13 protein-coding genes and 5 tRNA genes are annotated in these 16,897 nt (G+C 40.0%); 17 read left to right on the top strand and 1 reads right to left on the bottom strand.

Annotated elements, in window-relative coordinates:
- Positions 1-8: 8 nt before the first annotated feature.
- A complete protein-coding gene (locus VJ937_RS02830) occupies positions 9-2,168 on the bottom strand; it encodes an elongation factor G (RefSeq protein WP_324065383.1) in 2,160 nt (719 codons plus the stop codon).
- Positions 2,169-2,365: 197 nt separating this feature from the next.
- Between VJ937_RS02830 and rpsU the strand changes: the two genes are divergently transcribed.
- The 17 genes from rpsU to rpoC all read left to right on the top strand — a co-directional run bounded on the left by rpsU (position 2,366) and on the right by rpoC (position 16,822).
- Positions 2,366-2,563, top strand: coding sequence for a 30S ribosomal protein S21 (rpsU, locus tag VJ937_RS02825; RefSeq protein ID WP_057952293.1), 198 nt, complete (start codon positions 2,366-2,368; stop codon positions 2,561-2,563).
- A 45-nt stretch (positions 2,564-2,608) separates the two neighbouring features.
- Positions 2,609-3,481, top strand: a complete 873-nt coding sequence (locus VJ937_RS02820) for a tyrosine-type recombinase/integrase (protein WP_324065382.1) — start codon at positions 2,609-2,611, stop codon at positions 3,479-3,481.
- A gap of 22 nt (positions 3,482-3,503) precedes the next feature.
- Positions 3,504-3,803, top strand: a complete 300-nt coding sequence (gene hpf, locus VJ937_RS02815) for a ribosome hibernation-promoting factor, HPF/YfiA family (RefSeq protein WP_324065381.1) — start codon at positions 3,504-3,506, stop codon at positions 3,801-3,803.
- Between the two features lie 88 nt (positions 3,804-3,891).
- Positions 3,892-3,965 (top strand) — tRNA-Thr (locus VJ937_RS02810).
- 25 nt (positions 3,966-3,990) lie between these two features.
- Positions 3,991-4,073 (top strand) — tRNA-Tyr (locus VJ937_RS02805).
- 86 nt (positions 4,074-4,159) lie between these two features.
- Positions 4,160-4,232: transfer RNA gene (locus tag VJ937_RS02800), tRNA-Gly, on the top strand.
- Between the two features lie 9 nt (positions 4,233-4,241).
- Positions 4,242-4,313: transfer RNA gene (locus VJ937_RS02795), tRNA-Thr, on the top strand.
- Positions 4,314-4,376: 63 nt separating this feature from the next.
- On the top strand, positions 4,377-5,567 hold the full coding sequence (gene tuf, locus VJ937_RS02790; protein WP_324065380.1) for an elongation factor Tu: 1,191 nt from the start codon (positions 4,377-4,379) through the stop codon (positions 5,565-5,567).
- 43 nt (positions 5,568-5,610) lie between these two features.
- Positions 5,611-5,683, top strand: a tRNA-Trp gene (locus tag VJ937_RS02785).
- A gap of 14 nt (positions 5,684-5,697) precedes the next feature.
- Complete coding sequence (gene secE, locus VJ937_RS02780; RefSeq protein ID WP_057952289.1) at positions 5,698-5,892, top strand: preprotein translocase subunit SecE; 195 nt, start codon at positions 5,698-5,700, stop codon at positions 5,890-5,892.
- 24 nt (positions 5,893-5,916) lie between these two features.
- On the top strand, positions 5,917-6,450 hold the full coding sequence (nusG, locus tag VJ937_RS02775) for a transcription termination/antitermination protein NusG (RefSeq protein WP_081421451.1): 534 nt from the start codon (positions 5,917-5,919) through the stop codon (positions 6,448-6,450).
- Between the two features lie 21 nt (positions 6,451-6,471).
- On the top strand, positions 6,472-6,909 hold the full coding sequence (gene rplK / locus VJ937_RS02770) for a 50S ribosomal protein L11 (RefSeq protein WP_324065379.1): 438 nt from the start codon (positions 6,472-6,474) through the stop codon (positions 6,907-6,909).
- 24 nt (positions 6,910-6,933) lie between these two features.
- Positions 6,934-7,629: a 50S ribosomal protein L1 gene (gene rplA, locus VJ937_RS02765; RefSeq protein WP_324065378.1), complete on the top strand. Its 696-nt coding sequence runs from the start codon at positions 6,934-6,936 to the stop codon at positions 7,627-7,629.
- A 21-nt stretch (positions 7,630-7,650) separates the two neighbouring features.
- Positions 7,651-8,166 carry a 50S ribosomal protein L10 gene (gene rplJ / locus VJ937_RS02760; RefSeq protein WP_324065377.1) on the top strand — a complete coding sequence of 172 codons (516 nt, stop codon included), beginning with the start codon at positions 7,651-7,653 and terminating at the stop codon, positions 8,164-8,166.
- Between the two features lie 40 nt (positions 8,167-8,206).
- On the top strand, positions 8,207-8,581 hold the full coding sequence (rplL, locus tag VJ937_RS02755; RefSeq protein WP_057952284.1) for a 50S ribosomal protein L7/L12: 375 nt from the start codon (positions 8,207-8,209) through the stop codon (positions 8,579-8,581).
- Between the two features lie 104 nt (positions 8,582-8,685).
- Positions 8,686-12,501, top strand: coding sequence for a DNA-directed RNA polymerase subunit beta (rpoB, locus tag VJ937_RS02750; protein ID WP_324065376.1), 3,816 nt, complete (start codon positions 8,686-8,688; stop codon positions 12,499-12,501).
- Positions 12,502-12,550: 49 nt separating this feature from the next.
- Positions 12,551-16,822, top strand: a complete 4,272-nt coding sequence (rpoC, locus tag VJ937_RS02745; protein ID WP_324065375.1) for a DNA-directed RNA polymerase subunit beta' — start codon at positions 12,551-12,553, stop codon at positions 16,820-16,822.
- The last annotated feature ends 75 nt before the right edge of the window (positions 16,823-16,897 follow it).

Here is a 16,897-nt window from a genome sequence, read left to right as displayed (position 1 = left end):
GTTATGTTTTATTCCTCTTCTGCCTGAGCAGCTTCGTATTCTTTTAGTAGTTTATCCTGAATGTCTCCAGGAACTGCCATATACTCGTCAAACTTCATTGTGTACATAGCCTGACCCGAAGTTAATGAACTCAACGATGTAGAATATTTGTTCATCTCTGCTAAAGGTACTTTAGCCGTGATTTTCTCATATCCACCCTCGCTGTTCATGCCTTCAATCATGGCGCGACGACCCTGCAGGTCACTCATTACATCACCCATAAAATCAGAAGGAACCATTACCTCTACTTTGTAAATAGGCTCAAGAATCTTTGGTGCAGCTTGTTTAAATGCTGTACGGAAGGCTTGCATACCGGCAATCTTGAATGAAATCTCGTTTGAATCAACCGGGTGCATCTTGCCATCATATACAATTACTCTAATGTCGCGTGCATAAGAGCCAGTAAGCGGTCCTTCCTCCATTTTTTCCATAATACCTTTCAAAATGGCTGGAAGGAATTTCGCATCAATGGATCCACCAACAATACTGTTAACAAATACAAGTTTTCCACCCCATGGCAATTCATGCTCATCGGTGCCACGATTTGTTACAGTAATATCTTTACCGTTTACTTTATATGATTTTGGATCTCCCATACCCTCTTTAAAGGGCTCAATTATGATGTAAACCTCTCCAAATTGGCCAGCACCACCCGATTGTTTTTTGTGTCGGTAGTCTGCTTGCGCATATTTGGTAATGGTTTCGCGATATGGAATTTTGGGAGTGATGAATTCAACCTCTAGTTTGTCGAGGTTTTCGATTTGCTTTTTAAGCGTGTTTAGGTGAAATTCTCCTTGTCCATGCACAATTACTTGCTTCAGCTCCTTAGAGTGCTCAATGACGTATGTTGGATCCTCTCCGGCCATACGGTTTAGGATTTCACCCATTTTTTCTTCTTCACCCTTGTTTTTTGGTTCAATCGCAGTACGATATTTTGGTTCCGGGAAGTTTATTTCCGGAAATTTCCAATCAGATCCTTTTGTATTAAGGGTATCGTTAGTTTTTGTATCCTTAAGTTTTACAGTTGCCCCAATGTCTCCTGCAACCATTGAGTCAACTTTAGTCCTGTTGTTTCCCGCAACACAATAAAGCTGTGATAGACGTTCTTTATTATCGCTTCGGGTATTCATAAGGTCCATACCCTCTTTTATCTTACCGCTCATGACTTTAAAATAGGCAACCTCTCCAAGATGCTCTTCAACTGAAGTTTTAAAAACAAAAATTGAAGCAGGACCCTCTGGATCAATTGCTATTTCATTACCTTCAGAATCTTGAGGTTTTGGCATTTCAGAAGTTTGTGGAGCAACGTTGTTCAGGAACTCCATTAAACGACGCACGCCCATATCTTTTTTGGCCGAAACGCAGAATATTGGGAAAAAGTCTTTGTTTATAACACCTTTCTTAATGCCTGATCGCATTTGGTCCTCATTAAGTGTGCCCTCTTCAAAGAAAAGCTCCATCAATTCTTCATCATTCTCTGCCGCTGATTCAACCAATGCATTGTGCAATTCTTCTGCTTTATCTTTTTCACTTTCCGGTATGTCCTCGATAGATGGTTCTCCTCCTTCAGGTCCCCATTTGTACATTTTCATTTTAAGGACATCAATTACAGCATTAAATTCAAGACCTGCATTAATCGGATATTGTATTTGTACAGCTTTATTGCCAAATTTACTCTTTAAATCTTCTACCGTTTTATCATAATTGGCTTTTTCGTGGTCAAGCTGATTTACTGCGAAAATAATAGGCGTTCCAAATTTATTCGTATAGCGGCTCATGATTTCAGTACCGACTTCAACTCCTTGATGCCCACTAATAAGAAACAGCGCAGCGTCACTTACAGCTAGTGATGAAACTACTCCACCAATAAAATCGTCAAGTCCAGGTGTATCTATCAGATTTAACTTTTTGTTTTGGTATTCAGTGTATAAAACTGTAGAGAAAATACTACGTTCTTGTTGGTGTTCAATATCGTGATAATCCGATACAGTATTTTTACTGTCGATATCACCTTTTCTCTTTACTACGCCACCCTCGAAAAGCATGGCCTCCGCGAGGGTGGTTTTCCCTGAGCCAGCACTACCGATCAGGGCAATGTTCTTAAGCTCGTCTGGTTGATATACTTTCATAATATGCTTGTTTATAGGTTTGTTAGGATTGAGGATGTCAAAATTAATAATAATTTAATAATCACCAACTTTATGATTCTTGTTTTTACGGAAAATTGAGAGCTGTAAATTATGAAAAAATCATTTAAATTTTTGCATTCATTGAAATAGTTCATATATTTGCAGCCCTAAAACGAAAAAATAAAATAGATAATATTATGATTATTATTCCGGTAAAAGAAGGGGAGAATATTGATCGCGCTTTGAAGAAGTTTAAGCGTAAATTTGAAAAAACTGGTGTGGTTAAAGAACTACGTCAGCGTCAGCAATACGATAAACCATCAGCTAAAAGACGCGAGCAAAAAATTAAAGCTATTTATAAACAAAAAATGCAAAACGAGGAACAAAACGGGTAGTTTTTACGTTAAATTTTATACATTTGACGTAAACCGTCCGCCTATATGCCAAAAGCATTTTTTGATCATTTGGTGTTCGAAAAACACCTCTCCAAACATACAGTGGCTGCATACAAAACTGATTTAATTCAGTTTGAACAGTTCTGTAAAAATCAAAAAATTAATAATCTATTGTCGGTAACTTCTAAAGATATCCGCCGATGGATTATTTTTTTGTTGAACGAAAAACTAAATTCAGTTACGGTTCACCGAAAACTTTCAAGTCTTAAAGCTTTTTATGGATTTATGCAACGGGAAGGAGTAATTAAAGATAATCCGGCTGCAGGAGCAATCTTACCAAAAAAGCAAAAGAAAATACCCCAGTTTATAAAAGAGCAAGAGACCGATACCCTTTTCAATGATACATTCTTTGAAAATGACTTCAAGGGATTGAGAGACAAAAATATATTACACCTGTTTTATCTTACCGGGATGCGCAGGCAGGAATTAATAGATCTCAAACTACAGGATATTGATTACAACCGTGATGTGATAACCGTAACAGGAAAACGCAATAAAATGCGGTTAGTGCCACTTCCTGCATGGCTCCTTAATCAATTAAAAGACTATACTACCTTTCGTAAAGAATATTCCGCAGACGGACACAATTTATTTATTACTGAAAAAGGTAAACCCTTATATCCCAAATTAGTTTATCGTATAGTTAATAAATATATAAGTCAGATTGCTACACTTCAAAAGCGAAGTCCACATATATTACGACATACTTTTGCCACCCAGATGCTTAATTCCGGTGCCGATCTTAATGCCATAAAACAGTTATTGGGGCATGCGAATCTGGCTGCTACGGAAGTGTATACTCATAATAGTTTTCAGAAATTAAAAAGCACATACAATCAAGCCCATCCACGGGCATAACATATCTAAAAAGGAGGTTATTATGGACGTTAAAATTCATTCAATCAAATTCGATGCAGATCAAAAACTGATTCAATTTATTGAGTCTAAAATTTCAAAACTAGAGCAAGTATTTGATAATATCATAGAAGTTGAGGTGTTCCTTCGTCTAAGTAAAAATCAGAATGCAGAGAATAAACTTGTTGAAATGAAAATAAGCATTCCTGGCAACGAACTATTTGCCAAGAAGCAATGTAAGACATTTGAAGAAGCAACAGACCAATCTGTAGAGGCGCTCAGACGGCAAATTAAAAAGCACAAAGAAAAAGTTCGTGGAATTTAGAAAAAAAGTTCATTATTTATTTGGACGCTAAAAAGTAAGGTTATACATTTGCAACCCTGAAAACAAGAAGGTAGGTTCTTTAAAAAACGCCGATGTAGCTCAGTTGGTCAGAGCAGCTGATTTGTAATCAGCAGGTCGTGGGTTCGAATCCCTCCATCGGCTCAGGTTGCAAATGTATTTTTATATCGGGGAGATACCAAAGCGGTCAACTGGGGCAGACTGTAAATCTGCTGGCGTACGCCTTCGGAGGTTCGAATCCTTCTCTCCCCACTTTTACCGGCAAAGCATTTTGCAAAGTCGGATGTCGTTACTTAGGTAGGGTGTTTGTACACCTTCGCTGAAGCTGCGGCGCATAAGCGGGAGTAGCTCAGTTGATAGAGCATCAGCCTTCCAAGCTGAGGGCCGCGGGTTTGAATCCCGTCTCCCGCTCTGGTTTTTGCCGATGTAGCTCAGGGGTAGAGCGCTTCCTTGGTAAGGAAGAGGTCACGGGTTCAATTCCCGTCATTGGCTCGAATTTTTGTGTTTGAAAGAATTAAATATCATTGAAAGTTAAATATCATAATTTGAGAAGTTATGGCTAAAAAAGAACAATTTGATCGGTCCAAACCACACGTTAATATCGGTACCATTGGTCACGTAGACCATGGAAAAACTACCTTGACTGCTGCTATTACAAAAGTATTGGCAAAAAAAGGTTTTGGTGAAGAGCGCGATTTCGATTCTATCGATAACGCTCCCGAAGAAAAAGAACGTGGAATTACAATTAACTCTGCTCACGTAGAGTACACAACTGCTAATCGTCACTACGCTCACGTAGACTGCCCTGGTCACGCTGACTATGTGAAAAACATGGTAACAGGTGCTGCCCAGATGGACGGTTCTATACTTGTAGTGGCTGCAACTGATGGTCCTATGCCTCAGACTCGCGAGCACATCCTGCTTGCACGTCAGGTAAACGTTCCTAAAATTGTAGTATTCCTTAATAAAGTTGATATGGTAGAAGACGAAGAGCTCCTCGAACTTGTTGAAATGGAAGTTCGTGAATTGCTTGATTTCTACGAATTCGACGGCGACAATGCTCCTATCATCCAGGGTTCTGCTCTTGGTGGATTGAACGGAGAAGAAAAATGGGAAGAAAAAGTTATGGAACTCATGGACGCTGTTGATGAGTATATCCCACTTCCAAAACGCGATGTGGATAAACCATTCCTAATGCCTGTTGAGGACGTATTCTCAATTACAGGTCGTGGTACTGTTGCCACTGGTCGTATCGAAACTGGTGTAGTTCACACTGGCGACGATGTACAGATCATGGGTCTTGGTGCAGAAGGTAAAAAATCAGTTATTACTGGTGTGGAAATGTTCCGCAAAATTCTTGACGATGGTCAGGCTGGTGATAATGTTGGTCTGCTGCTCCGTGGTATCGACAAAAATGAAATTAAGCGTGGTATGGTTATCGCTCACCCCAAAACAATCACACCTCATACCAGATTTAAAGCAGAGGTATATGTGTTGAAAAAAGAAGAAGGTGGACGTCACACTCCATTCCACAAAAATTACCGCCCACAGTTCTACTTGCGTACGCTTGACGTAACAGGTGCTGTTACGCTTCCAGAAGGAACAGAGATGGTTATGCCTGGTGATAACGTTACAATTACCGTTGATCTTATCTATCCTGTAGCACTTGACCAGGGATTGCGTTTTGCAATTCGTGAAGGTGGCCGCACAGTAGGTGCCGGACAGGTAACTGAAATTCTTGAGTAATAAATATTACAAGTGTTCCCCTCAAACAGGGAACACTTTATACACGGGTGTAGCTCAGTTGGCAGAGCACTGGTCTCCAAAACCAGGTGTCGGGAGTTCGAGTCTCTCCTCCCGTGCAAATTTGTAAAGTATGAGAAAGATTCGTACATATTTTAAAGATGTCTATGAAGAGTTGGTTCACAAAGTGAGCTGGCCGACATTGAAGGAACTTCAAAGCAGTGCAATAGTTGTAATGGTTGCTTCCTTAATTATAGCGCTCATCATTTATTTGATGGACACTTCATTCACGAATGTGATGAAGATTATTTACAGCATGTTTTACTAAGCGATTGGCGAAAATTAGGTTCTGATGGAAAAAAAGTGGTACGTTGTTCGTGCGGTAAGTGGTAAGGAAAAAAAAGTAAAAGAGCTGTTAGAGAGTGAGATGAGCTCTACGTTGAAAGATTACGTCTTTCAGGTACTCATTCCCACTGAAAAAGTTTACCAAATACGCAATGGTAAAAAAATCTCTAAAGAGCGGTCTTATTTTCCTGGTTACGTACTTATCGAGGCCATATTAGTTGGCGAAGTTCCCCATATTATTAAAAATATGACCAATGTAATTGGTTTTTTGGGAACAAAAGAAGGTACACCCGTTCCACTTCGACCCAACGAAATGAACCGAATTTTAGGTAAAGTTGATGAAATCTCTGAAAAAGAAGAAGAAATCAATGTGCCATATATTGTTGGTGAAACTGTGAAAGTTATTGATGGACCTTTCAACGGTTTTTCAGGAATTATTGAGAATATCAATGAGGAAAAGAAAAAGTTGAAAGTTATTGTCAAGATTTTCGGGCGCAGAACCCCTTTAGAACTGGGATTTTTGCAAGTCGAAAAAGAGTAAAATTTTGAATTAATTTGAATTATGGCAAAAGAAGTTGCAGGAATTATTAAGTTGCAAATTAAAGGTGGGGCGGCAAATCCTTCACCACCCGTGGGCCCTGCTCTTGGTGCTAAAGGTGTAAACATTATGGAGTTCTGTAAGCAGTTTAATGCCAGAACCCAGAACAAAGCCGGAAAAGTTTTGCCTGTAATTATTACTGTTTATGGTGATAAATCGTTTGATTTTATCGTCAAACAACCACCAGTTCCAGTAATGCTGAAAGAAGCTGCAAAATTGAAAAGCGGTTCGGCTGAGTCAAACCGCCAAAAAGTAGCTTCTGTAACCTGGGACCAGGTTAAAGAAATTGCAGAAGAGAAAATGTCCGACTTGAATTGTTTTACTGTTGAGTCTGCAATGAAGATGGTTGCAGGTACAGCCAGAAGCATGGGTATTACAACTAAAGGTGATGCCCCATTTTAAAACCAAACAAAGATCTTATTAGCAATGGCTAAACTGACAAAAAAACAAAAGATAGCACAGGAGAAGATCGAAGCTGGTAAATCTTACCCTATCTCAGAAGCAGCAAATCTAGTAAAGGAAATTACCAATACTAAATTTGATTCAGCTGTGGATATGGACATCCGATTAGGTGTAGATCCAAGGAAAGCCAATCAAATGGTTCGTGGTGTTGTTACGTTACCACATGGAACCGGTAAAGAAGTACGTGTATTGGCACTTTGTACACCTGATAAGGAGCAAGAAGCTAAAGATGCCGGTGCGGATTATGTCGGACTGGACGATTACATTGAAAAGATCAAAGGTGGATGGACAGATTTTGATGTTGTCATCACAATGCCCCCTGTAATGGGTAAGGTTGGACCATTGGGCCGTGTTTTAGGGCCACGTGGTTTGATGCCAAACCCTAAAAGTGGTACGGTAACCATGGATTTGGGACCTGCTATTAAGGAAATCAAACAGGGTAAAATTGACTTTAAGGTTGACAAATACGGAATTATCCATACCTCAATTGGTAAAGTATCTTTCAGTCCCGAACAAATTGCAGATAATGCGGTAGAATTTATGAATACAATCATGAAACTTCGTCCATCTGCAGCCAAAGGCACCTACGTGAAAAGTGTATTTATCTCATCAACTATGAGTATGGGTATACCGGTAGATGCGAAGTCATTTGATGTTTAACAAAATTAAAGAATCGAAGTAATGAAGCGAGAAGATAAGCTACAAATCATCGAATCGCTAACAGAAAAACTTAATGAGTACGGTCATTTTTATTTGACCGATACCAAAGGGTTGAATGCTGAACAAACATCGAACCTTCGCCGTGTATGCTTTAAAAATGATGTATTATTGGTTGTTGCCAAAAATACACTGTTACGTAAGGCTATGGAGAAGGCTGATGTAGATTATAGCGAGGTTTATGATTTACTTAAAGGCAATACCTCAGTAATGTTTACTCAAGTAGGTAATGCCCCCGGTAAACTCATGAAAGAGTTCCGGAAAAAGCACAAAAAGCCTATCCTGAAAGGCGCATTTGTTGAAGAGGCCGTTTATGTTGGAGACGAACAACTTGAAGCACTTGCCAATATCAAGTCGAAAGACGAACTACTTGGCGATATCGTTTCACTGTTGCAATCACCAGCTAAAAATGTTATCTCAGCATTGCAATCAGGAGGCTCTAAAATTCATGGTGTTCTCGAAACACTATCAAAGAAGTAAAATTAAAAGATTAATCAACAATAATTAAAATTGTAGGAAAATGGCAGATTTGAAAAAACTTGCAGATGAGTTGGTAAACTTAACTGTAAAAGAGGTAAACGAATTGGCTGATATCCTGAAAGAAGAACATGGAATTGAGCCCGCAGCAGCAGCAGCTGTTGTAGCAGGCCCAGCAGGAGAAGGTGAAGCAGCAGCAGAGGAGCAAACTGAATTCGATGTTATACTTAAAGCAGCCGGTGGTGCTAAACTTCAAGTTGTAAAACTTGTAAAAGAATTAACAGGTCTTGGACTTAAAGAAGCCAAAGCCGTTGTTGATGGCGCACCAAAAGCAATTAAAGAAGGAGTATCAAAAGACGAAGCTGACGGTTTAAAAGACAAATTAGAAGAAGCTGGAGCGGAAGTTGAAATTAAATAATTTACTCCTAAATAACTGAATTTATGAGGTTTAGAGTCCTGAGAGAGGACTCTAGGCCTTTTTCGTGTTATTTTTATTCAGTTTAATTTATCTTAACTTTGAGTATGGCTTCAACACAAAATATCAACGGACGGATTTCGTTTGCCTCCATTAAAAATCAACTTGAGTATCCCGATTTTCTCGAGATACAGTTGAAATCATTCTATGAGTTCTTCCAATTGAATTCTACCCTGGCTCATAGAAAAAGTGAAGGTTTACGTAGGGTGTTTCAGGAAAATTTTCCAATTACAGATACCAGGAACAACTTTGTTCTTGAGTTTCTCGACTATCAGGTCGACCCCCCAAGGTACACAATTAATGAGTGTATCGAACGTGGGCTCACCTACAGTGTGCCCCTAAAGGCAAAACTTAAACTTTATTGTACCGACCCCGAACATGAGGATTTCGATACGGTTGTGCAGGATGTATATCTTGGCACGGTCCCTTATATGAGTCCTAAGGGTACTTTTATTATCAACGGTGCGGAAAGAATTATCGTAAGCCAACTTCACCGGTCGCCGGGTGTGTTCTTTGGACAGAGTGTACACGCCAACGGGACCAAACTTTATTCGGCCAGAATTATACCGTTTAAAGGTTCATGGATCGAATTTGCTACAGATATCAATAATGTCATGTATGCTTATATCGATCGAAAAAAGAAATTGCCGGTCACAACACTATTAAGAAGTATTGGTTTTGAGAGTGATAAAGATATTCTTGAAATCTTTGACCTTGCAGATGAAATTAAGGTGACCAAAACCGGCCTTAAAAAGGCCATTGGACGCAAACTGGCTGCCCGTGTTCTGAAAAGCTGGATCGAAGATTTCGTGGACGAGGATACAGGAGAGGTGGTTTCTATTGAAAGAAACGAGGTTATCATCGATCGTGAAACCATACTTGAAAATGAACATATTGAAGAAATAATAGATTCTGGCGCTAAAACTATTCTCCTTCATAAAGAGGATACAAACTTAAGCGACTATGCTATTATTTACAATACGCTGCAAAAAGACCCCTGTAACTCCGAAAAAGAGGCGGTACTGCATATTTACCGACAATTGCGTAATTCAGAACCACCTGATGAGGCTACTGCCAGGGACGTTATTGATAAGCTTTTCTTTTCTGATAAGCGATACGATCTTGGTGATGTAGGGCGTTACAGATTAAATAAAAAGTTAGGTGCCGATATCGATATGGATACACGCATCCTGACCGAAGAAGATATAATTTTAATTATAAAATACCTGATCGAACTTATCAACTCTAAAGCTGATGTTGATGATATTGATCACCTTAGTAATCGTCGTGTACGTACAGTAGGGGAACAACTCTATAACCAATTTGGTGTTGGTTTGGCACGTATGGCCCGCACGATTCGCGAAAGAATGAATGTAAGAGACAACGAGGTATTTACACCTGTGGATTTGATTAATTCAAAAACACTCTCCTCTGTTATTAATTCATTCTTTGGGACAAATGCACTCTCTCAGTTTATGGATCAGACCAACCCACTGGCTGAGATGACCCACAAACGGAGAATGTCTGCACTCGGACCAGGTGGATTGTCGAGAGAAAGAGCCGGTTTTGAGGTGCGTGACGTGCACTATACACACTATGGTCGTTTGTGCCCCATTGAAACACCTGAAGGACCAAACATTGGTCTGATTTCCTCAATGTGTGTTTTTGCTAAGGTTAACGAACTAGGATTTATAGAAACACCCTACCGTAAAGTTCAAAGCGGGCAGGTCGACATGACAGACCAGGGGGTTGTTTATTTAAGTGCTGAAGAAGAAGAGGAGCAAATTATTGCTCAGGCCAATGCGCCACTTGATGAACAAGGAAAATTTGTTAATGATCGCGTTAAGTCTCGACTTGAAGCTGATTATCCAGTAACATCACCAGATGAAATTCATTTGATGGATGTTGCGCCTAACCAAATTGCTTCAATTGCTGCATCACTCATTCCATTCCTTGAGCACGATGATGCAAACCGTGCCCTAATGGGTTCTAACATGATGCGTCAGGCCGTTCCGTTGCTTAATGCGGAATCTCCGATTGTAGGAACCGGTATTGAACGCAAAACAGCTCTTGATTCACGTAATGTGCTGGTAGCAGAAGCTGACGGGATAGTGGATTATGTCGATGCAGAAGAGTTGGTGATCAGATACAATAGGACAGAGGATGAGCGTTTTGTGAGTTTTCATGATGATATTGTACGTTACCGACTCGATAAGTTCCATAAAACCAACCAAAATTCATCCCTGAATATACGCCCCATAGTTCATAAAGGACAAAAACTTCAGAAAGGCGATGTGCTTACAGAGGGTTATGGTACCAAAGGCGGTGATCTTGCACTTGGACGTAACCTGAAAGTGGCATTTATGCCCTGGAAGGGATACAACTTCGAGGATGCTATTGTGGTAAGTGATCGCGTTGTGCGTGAAGATGTATTTACTTCTATTCATATTAATGAACATATTTTGGAAGTGCGTGACACCAAGCGGGGAATGGAGGAACTTACTGCTGATATCCCTAATGTTAGCGAAGAGGCAACAAAAGACCTTGATGAGAATGGTTTGATTAGAATCGGAGCTCATATAAAACCTGGTGATATTTTAATTGGTAAAATTACACCAAAAGGAGAATCTGATCCTTCGCCAGAGGAAAAACTGCTTCGTGCAATATTTGGAGATAAGGCCGGTGATGTGAAGGATGCATCATTGAAAGCCGGACCATCTGATTATGGTGTTGTGATAAACAAAAAGTTGTTTTCACGTACAGTTAAAGATCGCAAGGTTAAATCAGCAGAGAAGGTCCTTATTGAAAAACTTGATAAAGAGATGGAAGGTAAAGTCGGTGAACTTAGAAATAAGCTTATCGATAAACTGTTCATCATGGTTAATGGCAAAACATCGCAGGGTGTAAAAGACTATTTCAGCAACGACGTAGTAGCCAAAGGCACTAAGTTTACGCAGAAATTGTTGAATGACATTGATTATTTGCAGGTTAACCCTTCGAAGTGGACTACTGATAAGAAAAAGAACGATCTCATTGAATCTCTGATTCACAACTACAATGTGAAATATATGGAGATTGATGGTGAATTTAAACGGAAAAAATTCAATATAACAATTGGTGATGAACTACCCAATGGTATTATTCAGCTTGCCAAGGTATATGTAGCACAAAAACGTAAGGTTAAAGTTGGAGATAAAATGGCCGGACGCCACGGTAATAAAGGTATTGTTGCTAAAGTTGTTCGTAAAGAAGACATGCCTTTCCTTGAGGATGGTTCACCGGTTGATATTGTATTGAACCCACTTGGTGTACCTTCACGTATGAACCTTGGTCAGATTTATGAAACAGTACTTGGATGGGCTGGTATTGAGCTCGGAGTGAAATTCTCTACACCAATTTTCGATGGTGCATCGCTTGACGAGATAAACGAATATACCGATGAAGCAAAAGTACCACGATATGGAAAGACTCAGCTAATTGATGGCGAAACAGGGGAACCATTTCACCAGTTAGCCACAGTAGGCGTGATTTATATGCTGAAACTTGGCCACATGGTAGATGACAAAATGCACGCTCGTTCAATCGGACCTTATTCACTTATTACGCAGCAGCCATTGGGTGGTAAAGCTCAGTTTGGTGGTCAGCGTTTTGGTGAGATGGAGGTTTGGGCGCTCGAAGCATTTGGAGCATCCAATATCTTGCAGGAAATTCTGACAATTAAATCAGATGATGTACAAGGTCGTGCCAAGGCATATGAATATATTGTAAAAGGTGATTCATTGCCGGATCCCGGAGTACCAGAATCATTCAATGTGTTGTTGCATGAGCTGAGAGGTCTGGGATTAAGTATCAGCCTCGAGTAGTATCCGGTGCCGAAGGCACTTTATATCAAAAAAATCTAATACGTCAATTATGGCATTCAGAAGGGATAATAAAGTTAAGAGTGACTTTACAAAAGTAGTCGTTAGTTTGTCTTCACCAGAGGAAATTCTTGAAAGGTCTTTTGGTGAAGTGCAAAAACCGGAAACAATTAATTATCGTACCTACAAACCGGAAAGAGATGGTTTGTTTTGTGAGCGTATTTTTGGACCGGTAAAGGATTACGAATGTCACTGCGGTAAATATAAACGTATCCGTTATAAAGGCATTGTTTGTGATAGATGTGGTGTAGAAGTTACAGAGAAAAAAGTAAGAAGAGAGCGCATGGGCCACATCAATCTTGTGGTTCCAGTTGCACATATCTGGTACTTTAGATCATTGCCCAATAAAATCGGTTACCTTCTTGGTCTCCCAACCAAGAAACTTGACTCCATTATTTACTACGAACGCTATGTAGTAATTAACCCCGGAGTTAAAAAAGAAGATGGTATCGAGTATCTTGATTTCCTCACAGAAGAGGAATATCTTGATATTCTGGATTCTCTTCCAAAAGAAAATCAATATCTTGAAGATACTGATCCTGATAAGTTTATCGCTAAAATGGGTGCAGAAGCATTGAATGAGTTGCTTTCGCAACTTGATTTAGATGAGCTGTCATTCTCATTGCGCGATAAAGCCAGTAAGGAGACTTCACAGCAGCGTAAGAATGAGGCGCTGAAGCGCTTACAGGTGGTAGAGGCTTTTAGAGCAGCAAAAGGTAAAAACCATCCTGAATGGATGATTATGAAGGTAATTCCGGTGATTCCACCAGAATTGAGACCACTGGTTCCACTTGATGGAGGCCGATTTGCTACATCTGACCTCAACGACTTGTATCGCCGTGTAATTATTCGTAATAATCGCCTGAAAAGGTTGATCGAAATTAAGGCGCCTGAGGTTATTTTGCGAAACGAGAAACGTATGTTGCAGGAATCAGTTGATTCACTGATAGATAATTCAAGAAAATCCAATGCAGTTAAAACTGATGCCAATAGACCACTAAAATCACTTAGTGACAGTTTGAAAGGAAAACAGGGACGTTTCCGTCAAAATCTACTTGGTAAACGTGTCGATTACTCTGCACGTTCAGTTATTGTCGTTGGTCCTGAGTTGAAAATGCATGAATGCGGTCTTCCTAAAGATATGGCAGCCGAATTATACAAACCATTTGTAATTCGTAAGCTTATTGAACGTGGAATTGTTAAAACCGTAAAATCAGCCAAGAAAATCGTTGATCGCAGAGATCCTGTGGTTTGGGATATTCTCGAGAATGTATTGCGCGGTCATCCGGTTATGCTTAACCGTGCACCAACGCTTCACCGTTTGGGTATTCAGGCTTTTCAACCAAAATTAATTGAGGGTAAAGCAATTCAGTTGCACCCACTTGCATGTACTGCGTTTAATGCCGACTTTGACGGTGACCAAATGGCAGTGCACTTACCACTTGGTAATGAAGCCATTCTTGAGGCACAAATGTTAATGCTTGGTTCACACAATATCCTGAACCCTGCTAATGGCGCTCCTATTACTGTACCTTCACAGGATATGGTTCTGGGTCTGTATTACATTACCAAAGAGCGCGAAGGAGTTAAAGGTGAAGGACTCACTTTTTACTCACCTGAAGAGGTTAAAATTGCTTACAATGAGGAAAAAGTAGCGCTTCATGCAGGTATAAAAGTACGTATCAAACTTAAACAGGAAGATGGTAGTTTTAAAGAAGAACTCATTAAAACCACTGTAGGTCGTGTACTTTTCAATGAAGTTGTACCCGCTGATGCAGGATATATTAACGAGCTTCTGACCAAAAAAGCCCTTAGAGATATCATTGGAAATATCTATAAATTGAGTGGAACAAGCGTTACTGCTCAATTCCTAGATGATATTAAAGACATGGGTTACAGAATGTCGTTCAAGGGAGGATTGTCATTTAACCTTGATGATGTGATTATACCAGAAGCAAAGGCAAAACTTGTTAAAGAAGGATATGCTCAGGCTGATGAGGTAGCCAATAACTACAACATGGGATTCATCACAAATAATGAGCGTTACAATCAGGTGATTGATATCTGGACACACACCAATGCCAGTTTAACTCAGATTCTGATGAAGCAGTTGAGTACAGATAACCAGGGTTTCAACTCTGTGTTTATGATGCTCGATTCTGGTGCTCGTGGATCAAAAGAACAAATTCGTCAGCTTTCTGGTATGCGTGGTTTGATGGCCAAGCCCCAGAAAAGTGGTGCTACAGGTGCTGAGATTATTGAAAACCCTATTCTTTCAAACTTTAAGGAGGGTTTGTCTGTTCTCGAATACTTTATCTCGACACACGGTGCACGTAAAGGTTTGGCCGATACTGCTTTGAAAACAGCCGATGCAGGTTATCTTACACGTCGTTTGGTGGATGTTGCTCAAGATGTTGTTGTTAGAGAGAAGGATTGCGGCACATTGCGTGGTCTTATGGCTACTGCCATTAAAAAGAATCAGGAAGTAGTAGAAACATTATATGAACGTATCCTTGGTCGTACTGCCCTTAATGATGTATACCATCCATTAACAGGAGACCTGATGGTGGCTGCAGGAGATATTATTACTGAAGATATCGGCGCGAGAATTGAAGAATCTCCTTTGGAGCAGGTTGAAATCCGTTCTGTACTCACATGTGAATCGAAACATGGTGTTTGCGGTAAATGTTACGGAAGAAACCTTGCAACTGGCAGAGATGTGCAAATTGGTGAATCTGTAGGTGTAATCGCTGCCCAATCAATTGGGGAGCCTGGTACACAGCTTACATTGCGTACTTTCCACGTGGGTGGTACAGCATCAAATATTGCAGCAGAATCAAGTATCGTAGCTGGATATAATGGTATAGCCAATATTGATGAGCTTCGTACGGTCAAATACAAAGACGATTCTGGTAATGTGAACCATATCGTTATTGGTCGTTTGGGCGAACTTCGCATTATTGATGAAAATACAGAGTTGGCGCTAAGTACTCACACTATACCCTATGGAGCTAAAATCTATATCAAGGATGGTGATAAGGTGAAAAAGGGCGATCTGATCTGTGAATGGGATCCATATAATGCAGTTATTATTTCGGAAGCAGAGGGTAGTATTTCATTTACAAATGTAATTGAAGGTATTACATTCCGCGAAGAGATGGATGAGCAAACTGGTTTCCGCGAAAAAGTAATTACTGAAACTAAAGACAAGACCAAAAACCCCATGATTAAGGTACTTAATAAAGATGGGGAAGTTACCAAGATGTATAACCTTCCGGTAGGCGCACACATTGCTGTTGAGGAAGGCGAAAAAGTTAAAGTTGGTCAGGTCATTGTTAAGATTCCACGTTCAGCAGGTAAATCGGGAGATATTACCGGTGGTCTTCCACGTGTTACAGAGCTATTTGAAGCCAGGAACCCATCTAACCCATCTGTGGTTGCAGAGATTGATGGTGAAGTTAGCTTTGGTAAAATAAAACGTGGTAACCGTGAGGTTATCGTAAAATCTAAAGCCGGACAGACCAAGAAATATCTCGTATCGCTTTCAAAACAGATACTGGTACAGGAAAACGATTATGTGCGTGCGGGAATCCCACTTTCTGACGGAGCCATTACACCGGCTGATATTCTTAGTGTTCAGGGGCCAACCAAGGTTCAGGAATATATTGTGAATGAAGTTCAGGAAGTATATCGTATGCAGGGTGTGAAAATTAATGATAAGCACTTTGAGGTAATCGTACGTCAGATGATGCGTAAGGTTGTAATTGTAGATCCTGGTGATACCAAGTTCCTTGAAAAACAAGAGGTTGATAAGATTGCCTTTATGGAGGAAAATAACTGGATCTATGGTCGCAAAGTTGTTGAGGAGCCTGGTGATTCTGAGAACCTTAAGATGGGACAGATCGTTAGTTTACGTCAATTGCGCGAAGAGAATTCAATGCTTAAGCGTAAAGATATGAAATTGGTAGAAGTACGTGATGCAATTCCGGCAACATCAAGTCAGGTATTGCAGGGTATTACTAAAGCCGCACTTCAAACCAAGTCATTTATCAGTGCTGCCTCGTTCCAGGAAACCACCAAAGTATTAAATGAAGCCGCAATTAGGGCTAAAGAGGATGGCCTTGAGGGACTTAAAGAGAATGTTATTGTGGGTCATAAGATACCAGCTGGAACAGGACAACGGAAGTTTGACGATCTTTTAGTTGGTTCAAAAGATGAGTTCGATAAACTCATAGAATCGAAGAAAGAGGCTCAAAAGTCTTAAATAGAAATTTTTCAAGATAGGTACAAAGAGCGCAACAAGATGTTGTGCTCTTTTTTTATTTTATTCAGTCACTTT

The organism is Salinivirga sp. (genome assembly GCF_035268865.1).
GTDB lineage: Bacteria > Bacteroidota > Bacteroidia > Bacteroidales > Salinivirgaceae > Salinivirga.
The sequence above is the reverse complement of the archived record's forward strand: the minus strand, read 5'-3'. Positions and strand labels throughout refer to the sequence as shown.